The organism is Actinomadura sp. RB99 (genome assembly GCF_014706005.1).
Taxonomy (GTDB): Bacteria; Actinomycetota; Actinomycetes; order Streptosporangiales; family Streptosporangiaceae; genus Spirillospora.
The window spans coordinates 1-674 of record NZ_JABMCA010000199.1; the positions used below are offsets into that span (position 1 = coordinate 1).

Genomic DNA, 674 nt, shown 5'->3' on the forward strand with positions numbered 1-674 from the left:
GATCAATTCATCATCGAGGGCCGCGCTGAACACCACGCCGACGTGGGCCATGATCACGCCGATGTGCCCGGCGGACTGTCCGTCCTTCTGCATGCGCGCGATGATCGCCTGCACGAGGCTCGGCCGCCGAGCGAGGTCTTTCAACGGCTTATCGCCGATGATCGGATAGACGTGTTTCGCCATCCGCTCCCGCATCTTGACCCGCGTACCGGAATCAAGTGTCCGGGCCTCGATGACCTCCTCGGCGTACCGCCGGAAAAGGATCGTTCCGGCCGCAGGGTCGATGTAGGTGCCAGCGTCCAGGTCGTTCTTGACCTTCGCCTGCCACGCTTTCGCACACTTTTCGGGGTCGTCGCCCTCCAGCTCTTTGAACGAGCGCTTGCACGCTTTGCCGGTCTCGTCCTTCCAACGGACCTGCCAGCGGGCCTTGCACCCGTGATCGCCGGATGGGTACATCTTGTTGCGCCCACGTCCGCACTTGCAGGGCATAAGCCGCTGCGCGGGGTCGGGATGCTCCCAGCCGGGATCGTTGTGGGGCTGGGAGAGATGCCATCGGTCGTAGATGGCTGCCGATGCCATGTGGCGGCTCCTGTCTGGGGTAGGCCCTACCCGGCGGCGCGGTCGGAGACCTGCACCCAATACCGGGTGGCGACGTACTCGAAGACCTGCATGAG

The 674-nt window shown here is 64.4% G+C and carries 1 protein-coding gene; it reads right to left on the reverse strand.

Annotated features, from left to right (window positions below):
• Window positions 1-579 (reverse strand): hypothetical protein (locus amrb99_RS49550; protein ID WP_206700436.1); only part of this gene is annotated, 579 nt, incomplete at its 3' end.
• Window positions 580-674 lie beyond the last annotated feature (95 nt).